General features: G+C 64.0%; 7 protein-coding genes, 1 tRNA gene and 1 pseudogene. 4 read left to right on the forward strand and 5 right to left on the reverse strand.

Annotated elements, in window-relative coordinates:
• Positions 1–125, forward strand: a pseudogene (locus tag ACKOED_RS00590) (IS630 family transposase); the annotation flags it as partial.
• 128 nt (positions 126–253) lie between these two features.
• Here the strand turns inward: ACKOED_RS00590 and ACKOED_RS00595 are convergent.
• The 4 genes from ACKOED_RS00595 to gph form a co-directional block, all read right to left on the reverse strand.
• Positions 254–1504: a DNA sulfur modification protein DndB gene (locus ACKOED_RS00595; RefSeq protein ID WP_408914632.1), complete on the reverse strand. Its 1251-nt coding sequence runs from the start codon at positions 1502–1504 to the stop codon at positions 254–256.
• A gap of 282 nt (positions 1505–1786) precedes the next feature.
• On the reverse strand, positions 1787–1945 hold the full coding sequence (locus ACKOED_RS00600) for a hypothetical protein (protein WP_408914633.1): 159 nt from the start codon (positions 1943–1945) through the stop codon (positions 1787–1789).
• A 98-nt stretch (positions 1946–2043) separates the two neighbouring features.
• Positions 2044–2119: transfer RNA gene (locus tag ACKOED_RS00605), tRNA-Val, on the reverse strand.
• A gap of 44 nt (positions 2120–2163) precedes the next feature.
• The gene (gph, locus tag ACKOED_RS00610; RefSeq protein ID WP_408914634.1) at positions 2164–2841 is read right to left on the reverse strand and encodes a phosphoglycolate phosphatase; all 678 of its coding nucleotides are present in this window, start codon (positions 2839–2841) and stop codon (positions 2164–2166) included.
• An 84-nt stretch (positions 2842–2925) separates the two neighbouring features.
• On the opposite strand from gph, the gene ACKOED_RS00615 reads away from it, so the two are divergent.
• Genes ACKOED_RS00615 through gor form a run of 3 tightly spaced genes read left to right on the forward strand, consistent with a single transcriptional unit; the run spans position 2926 to position 6451 of the window.
• A complete protein-coding gene (locus ACKOED_RS00615) occupies positions 2926–4401 on the forward strand; it encodes an NAD-dependent succinate-semialdehyde dehydrogenase (protein WP_408914635.1) in 1476 nt (491 codons plus the stop codon).
• Positions 4398–5093 carry a ribose-5-phosphate isomerase RpiA gene (gene rpiA / locus ACKOED_RS00620; RefSeq protein ID WP_408914636.1) on the forward strand — a complete coding sequence of 232 codons (696 nt, stop codon included), beginning with the start codon at positions 4398–4400 and terminating at the stop codon, positions 5091–5093. Before ACKOED_RS00615 ends, rpiA begins: the two co-directional genes overlap by 4 nt.
• Positions 5090–6451 (forward strand): glutathione-disulfide reductase, encoded by a 1362-nt coding sequence (gene gor / locus ACKOED_RS00625; protein ID WP_408914637.1) that lies wholly within the window; start codon positions 5090–5092, stop codon positions 6449–6451. The genes rpiA and gor overlap by 4 nt, the downstream gene beginning before the upstream one ends.
• Positions 6452–6619: 168 nt before the next feature.
• Here the strand turns inward: gor and ACKOED_RS00630 are convergent.
• On the reverse strand, positions 6620–7157 hold a 538-nt coding region (locus ACKOED_RS00630), incomplete at its 5' end, for an autotransporter domain-containing protein (RefSeq protein WP_408914638.1).

Here is a 7157-nt window from a genome sequence, read left to right on the forward strand (position 1 = left end):
TATTGCGCAAGGCGGCACAGCGCACCGTCGAAGGCCTCTGGACCGCCATTGGTGACATGCTGCCAGTCTTCAAGCCTCAGGAATGCCGAAACTACTTCGCCGCAGCAGGATATGATGCAGACTGATGGGATTCCGCTCTAACGTGAGCGCGACCTAAGCGATGGGCTGGCGCACGGCTAAACAGGTCTTCCCATGATGAATGAGAAAGGGGGCAGCCTTCGCCACCCCCTCAAGCATCATGTATCCGAACGATTTACTCTTCGCCGTCCTGCAGCTCGGCCAGCATCGTCGTCAGTCCCGTCGCATCCCGGATCCGCTTCACGATCTCGCGGCGGAGGCTTGCTCCGGCCCCCAAGAGAACGGTCGCTTCATTGCCCTTCTTGTCCTTCTTCACGGTGGTCAGGCCATTCCAGATCTCCGCGTCGCGCCTCCAGTCGATCTTGGTCGCCAACGTCCGCGCAAAGGCAGCGCGATCGATGTTCTTCAGGCGGAAGGTAACGTCATGATAGATGATCCCCAATGCCTGCCACCCGCCTGAGCTGAGGTGGATGCTGTTGCGGTCGTACCAGCGATGCCCCATGGCTTCAGCGAAGTTGTCCACAAAATCGGTGAGAGCGCCCAAGACCTGAGGGGCGGACTTTGCCGTGAGATGCGGATTGCTGATCTCCGTGTTGCGAGCTGCCTCTACGTACTTCTGTCCTTCGAGGGCGGCACGGATGAAGCGCAAGAGCACAGGCTGAACGACGATAGCCTTCGACTTCGAGCCAAGAGACGCCGCGCGAGTGTCCATGCCGAACTTGGCAATGAACTGCGAGTTCTTTGCCACGTTATAGGTCGCGCGGATGTAGGGGTCACTCTGGTCGAGTGCAATCGCGTCTTTGGCCGAAACAGGCGTCACCTTGAAGTTGAAGTCATGGAACAGCTGCCCCATTTCTTCGGCAGTGAGAGGGTGCTGTCCAGGGCGCGGACTATAAAACACGCAAGGAATGGCAATATCCTCCAAAGCGCTCTGCAGTTCTGCCGATTCGGCGTCTGTCAGCTCACCGCTGAGGGCGACGTCCACCCATGCCAACGCGCCACTCAGCCGTCCCAGGCCATCGAGAGCGACACGCTTGTTGTGGACGCCGGTATCAATGGACATGTTCACGACGCCCGGAAAAGCGGAACTGATCTCCTCGGAGGTGATGGGATACTGAACTGCGATGGAGATGGCGGGAAACCCACCGATGAGGTCCGACTGCGGGAACAGCCGGTCTTCGATGTAATGCTTGATCGCGTCCTTGCGCTGACCCGTCGTCTTGCGCTGCATGTAGTCGTAGAGCTCAACGATCTTCTGGTCGGTGAGGAAGCGCCGCTTGTCAGAGCGAGGGTCGTGGCCAAGAACAGTGATCACATCCAGCGGATTGATCTGGGTGGCATAGGTAGCCAGCCGCGGACCGTGCTTGCCGGACATGGCGGGGTAAGTCTGGCGCGAGCGGACGGACCGCAATGTTCCGGCTTCCATGGACGGCTCCTGTGAGGTAGACTTCAAGTTCTGAAGCATAAGATCTCCTATGATTGGTGCTTCAACAATGGACGCCGGGGAGGAATCAGCTCGCCGGCGTTCTTTTTCTTGCAGAAATAGTATGAAATGTCAATTCCCCCGTAAAAAATCATGCGGGTAGACTTGAAACAAAAATCGAACATGCAGTTTTGTACGGCGCCGGCCTTGGTTCTGAGCATTGCGCCGCAACCATCCAAACACTGATGCGGAACTGGGAAAGACGTTGAACCTCGCTGGGGCTCGTCACCCCCCGTCGTGCTCCATTCGTTCTTGGGCAGCCTCGAGCTGTCTCGCCCATGCTTCGGCGTCCCTCTTCATCAGGAAGAACTTGGTCAGCGCAGGTTGATCCTTGCGGCGGATCTGGACCTGCCAGCGGTTGCTGCGGAACCGGAATTTCGCCACGCATCTACCTCGTTGTGACACCAGTGTGACAACGTCGGTTCGACAGGACTTCCGCTAGTTCCCCGCTTGGCTAAGCTTCTGATCACATTGCCAAACAATGGTGGGCGATACTGGACTCGAACCAGTGACCCCTGCGATGTGAACACAGTGCTCTACCAACTGAGCTAATCGCCCTTATTCAAGGGTGACGGGCGTATAGGCGGAAGGGGGCGGCGAAGTCAAGGATTGGCGGGAAGCAGGTCCTCGATCGCCGCATAGGCCTCGTCGAAATGGGAGATCAGCCGGTCCGGCCCGAATTCCGCCACCGGCCGCGGCGTGTAGCCGAACGGCACCGCGATCACCGGCACCCCGGCGTTGCGCGCGGTGAGGATATCGGTCTCGCTGTCGCCCACCATGAGCGCGCGGGGGGCGGCAAGCCCCAGCCTCGCCACCGCCTCGTGGAACGGCCGCGGATCGGGCTTGGCGATGCCCAGCGTATCGGGGCCCACCACCGCCCCGAAGAACCGCGCCAGGTCCAACGCCGCGAGAAGCTGGTTCGACAGGCCCTCGAGCTTGTTGGTGCACACCGCCAGCGCGAAGCCTTCGCGCTGCAGCCGTTCGAGCAGGCTCACCAGCCCCGGAAACGGCACGCTGCCGCCGGCGATATTCCGCGAATAGAATGCCACGAAGCGCTCATAATCGGGCTCGACGTCATAGTTTTCGGGAAGCCCGCCGGTGGCGGCGAGGCCGCGGGTCAGCAGCGAGCGCGCCCCGTGGCCCACGAAAGAGCGCACCTCGTCCATGCCGATCGGGCGGCGGCCCAGCCCTTCCAGCACATGGTTCGTCGCCCGCATCAGGTCTGGCGCGGTGTCGACGAGGGTGCCGTCAAGGTCGAAAATCACGGCGCGGTCTGGCAAAGCACACTCCTCAAATCTGGCGGGTTGGTGGAAGCCGCGGCCCCGTGCTAAGAGGCCGCCACCCGAACCACAGGAGATCTGATCATGGATATCCGGAAGACCCAGGCGCTGCGCGGCATACTGAAGGACGCCACGCTGCTCAAGGACAAATGCTATGTCGGCGGCAACTGGATATCCGGCACGGCTTCGATCGACGTCACCAACCCGGTTGATGACAGCGTGATCGGCAGCGTGCCGAAGCTCGGCGCCGCCGAAACCCGCCTGGCCATCGAGGCCGCGCAGCGCGCCCAGAAGGACTGGGCCCGCAAGACCGCCAAGGAACGCGCCGCGGTGTTACGCAAATGGTTCACCCTGATGATGGAGAACCAGGAAGACCTCGCTCAGATCATGACCGCCGAACAGGGCAAACCGCTGGCCGAATCGCGCGGCGAGGTGGGCTATGGCGCCTCCTTCATCGAGTTCTTCGCCGAGGAGGCCCGCCGCATCTATGGCGAGACCATCCCCTCGCCCTGGCCCCAGGCCCGCATGGTGGTGATCAAGCAGCCGGTGGGCGTGGTCGCCGCCATCACGCCCTGGAACTTCCCCAACGCCATGATCACCCGCAAGGCCGGCCCGGCGCTGGCCGCCGGCTGCGCCTTCGTCTGCAAGCCCGCCAATGAGACGCCGCTCTCGGCGCTGGCGCTGGCCGAACTCGCCGAGCGCGCCGGCCTTCCCGCGGGCCTGTTCTCGGTGATCACCGGTGTCTCGCGCGAGATCGGCGCCGAGATGACCTCGAACCCCATCGTCCGCGCGCTCACCTTCACGGGCTCGACCGAAGTCGGCCGCCTGCTGATGGCGCAATGCGCCCCCACCATCAAGAAGGTGGGCCTCGAGCTCGGCGGCAACGCGCCCTTCATCGTGTTCGACGACGCCGACCTCGATGCCGCGGTGCAGGGCGCCATGCTGTCCAAGTACCGCAACGCCGGCCAGACCTGCGTCTGCGCCAACCGCATCCTGGTGCAGGACGGCGTTTATGACGCCTTCGCCGACAAGCTCGCCGCGGCGGTGAAGAAGCTGAAAGTGGGCGACGGCACCGAAGCCGGCGTCACCACCGGGCCGATGATCAACCGCGCCGCCGTGGCCAAGGTGCAGGAACACATCGCCGACGCGCTCGGCAAGGGCGCGAAGCTGGTGGCCGGCGGCAAGCCGCTGGGCGGCAATTTCTTCGAGCCGACGCTGCTCCGCGACGTGACGCCCGGCATGGCCGTGGCGCGCGAGGAAACCTTCGGGCCACTCGCCCCCCTGTTCCGCTTCAGGACCGAGGAGGACGCGATCGCCATGGCCAATGACACCGAATTCGGGCTCGCCTGCTATTTCTATGCCCGCGACATCGGCCGCGTCTGGCGGGTGGCCGAGGGCCTCGAATATGGCATGGTCGGCATCAATGAAGGCATCATCTCCACGGCCGAGGCGCCGTTCGGAGGCGTCAAGGAATCGGGCCTCGGGCGGGAAGGCTCGCACCATGGCGTCGAGGAGTATCTGGAAATGAAATACATGCTGATGGGTGGGCTCAACACGTGACGGCGGATGATCAGAAGAAGGCCGCGGCGCTGGCCGCCCTCGACTATGTGAAACCGGGCATGAAAGTGGGGCTGGGCACCGGCTCCACCGCGGCGCATTTCGTGCGGGCGCTCGCCGAGCGCGCCAGGGACGGGCTCGACGTCGAATGCGTGGCATCCTCGCGCGCCACCTTCAAGCTGGCGAGCAGCCTTGGCCTCAGGATGACGACGCTGGACAAGCAGCCACGCCTCGACATCACGGTTGACGGCGCCGATGAGTTCGACGGCAATTTCCAGCTCATCAAGGGCGGCGGCGGCGCGCTGCTGATCGAGAAGATCGTGGCGTCATCCTCGCGCTACATGATCGTCATCGCCGATCAGTCGAAGAAGGTCGAAACGCTGGGCAAGTTTCCGCTCGCCATCGAGGTGGTGCCCTTCGGCGTCAGCGCCACCGCCTGGAAGATCGAGCGTGCGCTGCGCATCTGCGGCCTCTCGGGCAAGCTGGTCATGCGCCTCGTCAACGGCAAGCCCTTCGTCACCGACAGCGGCAATGCGATCATCGACGCCGCGATCGGCGCCATTCCGGAGCCCGCCCGCCTCGATACGCTGCTCAACGTCGTTCCGGGCGTCGTCGACAACGGCCTGTTCGTCGATCTCTGCGGCATCATCCTGATGGGCACCGACGACGGCGTCAAAACCTTCCGCAAGGGATGAGCGGCTTCGACTATGATCTCTTCGTCATCGGCGCGGGCTCCGGCGGGGTCCGCGCCGCGCGTATCGCGGCGCGCCACGGCGCGAAGGTTGCGGTGGCGGAGGAATACCGCGTGGGCGGCACCTGCGTGATCCGCGGCTGCGTGCCGAAGAAACTCTTCGTCTATGCCTCGCATTTCGCCGAAGCCTTCGAGGACGCCGTGGGTTTCGGCTGGACCTCGGAGAAAGTCGCCTTCGACTGGGCCACGCTGGTCGCCAACAAGGACCGCGAGATCGAGCGTCTCAACAAGGCCTATGTCCGCAATCTCGAGGCGGCGGGCGCGGAGCTGATCCTCGAACGCGCCACCGTCGCCGGCCCCCATAGCGTGGCGCTGGCCTCTGGCCGTCAGGTCACCGCCCGCTACATCCTGGTGGCCACCGGGGCAACGCCGTTCCTGCCGCGTCATCTGCCCGGCCATGAGCTGGCTATCACCTCGAACGAAGCCTTCAACCTCGAGCGTCTGCCCGCCCGCATCGTGATCGCCGGCGGCGGCTATATCGCGGTTGAATTCGCCGGCATCTTCTCAGGCCTTGGCGTCGAGACGGTGCTGGTCTGCCGCGGCGAGCAGATCCTGCGCGGCTTCGACGGCGACCTCCGCAATCACCTCACCGCCGAAATGAAGAAGAAGGGCATCGAGATCCGCGCCCGGTCGGAAGTCACCGGCATCGCGCGGTCGGGCGATGGCGTACGGGTGACGCTCGATGACGGCGCGCAGTTCGGCGCCGGCCAGGTCATGTTCGCCACCGGCCGCATTCCCAATGTGACGGGGCTCGGGCTGCAGGACGCAGGCGTGGCGCTCAACCCGCACATGGCGGTGAAGGTCGATGGCTATTCGCGCTCCAGCGTGCCGTCGATCTACGCCGTGGGCGATGTCACCAACCGCGTGAACCTGACGCCCGTCGCCATCCGCGAGGGGCACGCCTTCGCCGATACCGTGTTCGGCGGCAAGGACGTGATGGTCGATCATTCGCTGGTGCCCACGGCGGTGTTCTCGCAGCCCGAGATCGGCACGGTGGGCATGACCGAGGAGGCGGCGCGCCAGGGCTTCAGCAAGGTCGACATCTACAAGACCAGCTTCCGCCCGATGAAGCACACGCTCTCCGGCCGCGATGAGCGCATGCTCATGAAACTCGTGGTCGACGGCGAGACGGACCGCGTACTGGGCTGCCACATCTGCGGGCCCGACGCCGGCGAAATGGCGCAGCTCCTGGGGATCGCCGTGCGCATGGGCGCCAGGAAATCCGATTTCGATGCGACGCTTGCCGTGCACCCCACGGCGGCGGAGGAACTGGTCACCCTGCGCGAAAAATGGACCGGCTGAGAACCGCCGCAAACTCCCCTCCTCCGCCGCGCATCCTTCTCTCATCTCGTCATGCCACGGCTCGACCGTGGCATCTTCGTTGCCGCCAAAGAAAACCCCCGGGTCAAAGCCCGGGGCTTGATGAGCGGGAAGAGGAATTGGCGCCCCGCAACCGGGGGACGGAAAAGATTACAGCCGCCACTCCAGCCGCAGCGTCCCGGCGTTGCTCTGGGTGTTCTCACCGAACATGCCGTCATAGGAGAGCCGGACATTCAGGTTCTCCACCGCCAGCACGTCAAGCCCCACCGAGATATCGGCCAGCACATTGTCCATTTCCGTCTCGGTCATGAAGCCCGGCGTGCCGCCCGGCGCGTCCAGGAACTGCGAGTCGATCTGCAGGCTGGTATCGCCGTAGAAGGCCACACCCGCCTGGGCATAGGGCCTCACCAGCGCGCCATTCGCCATCTCCCACTGGCCGCCGATCTCCAGCATCGGGGTGGCCGACAGCACGGTGTCTTCCTGTGAGGACACATCAAGCCCGGCGCCTTCGCCGCCGTCCTCGCTGACATCGCCATAGGAGATCCATGTGGCGTCAAGATCGACGATCGGCTTCGCATACCAATGGCCCATGTCAAAGAGATAGGCGGCGCGCAGCTTGCCGTGGATGTAGCCAAGGTCCTGGTCGCCCTCGGCGGAGCCGGAGAAACCGCCGAAATCAAAATCGCGC

It is taken from the genome of Aestuariivirga sp. (assembly GCF_046093005.1).
Lineage (GTDB): Bacteria > Pseudomonadota > Alphaproteobacteria > Rhizobiales > Aestuariivirgaceae > Aestuariivirga.

What these genes read in the sequence shown, in the direction of transcription:
- ACKOED_RS00615 (WP_408914635.1), top strand. Translation starts at nt 2,926, where the DNA reads ATGGATATCCGGAAGACCCAGGCGCTGCGCGGCATACTGAAGGACGCC.
- ACKOED_RS00595 (WP_408914632.1), bottom strand. Translation starts at nt 1,504, where the DNA reads ATGGAAGCCGGAACATTGCGGTCCGTCCGCTCGCGCCAGACTTACCCC.
- gor (WP_408914637.1), top strand. Translation starts at nt 5,090, where the DNA reads ATGAGCGGCTTCGACTATGATCTCTTCGTCATCGGCGCGGGCTCCGGC.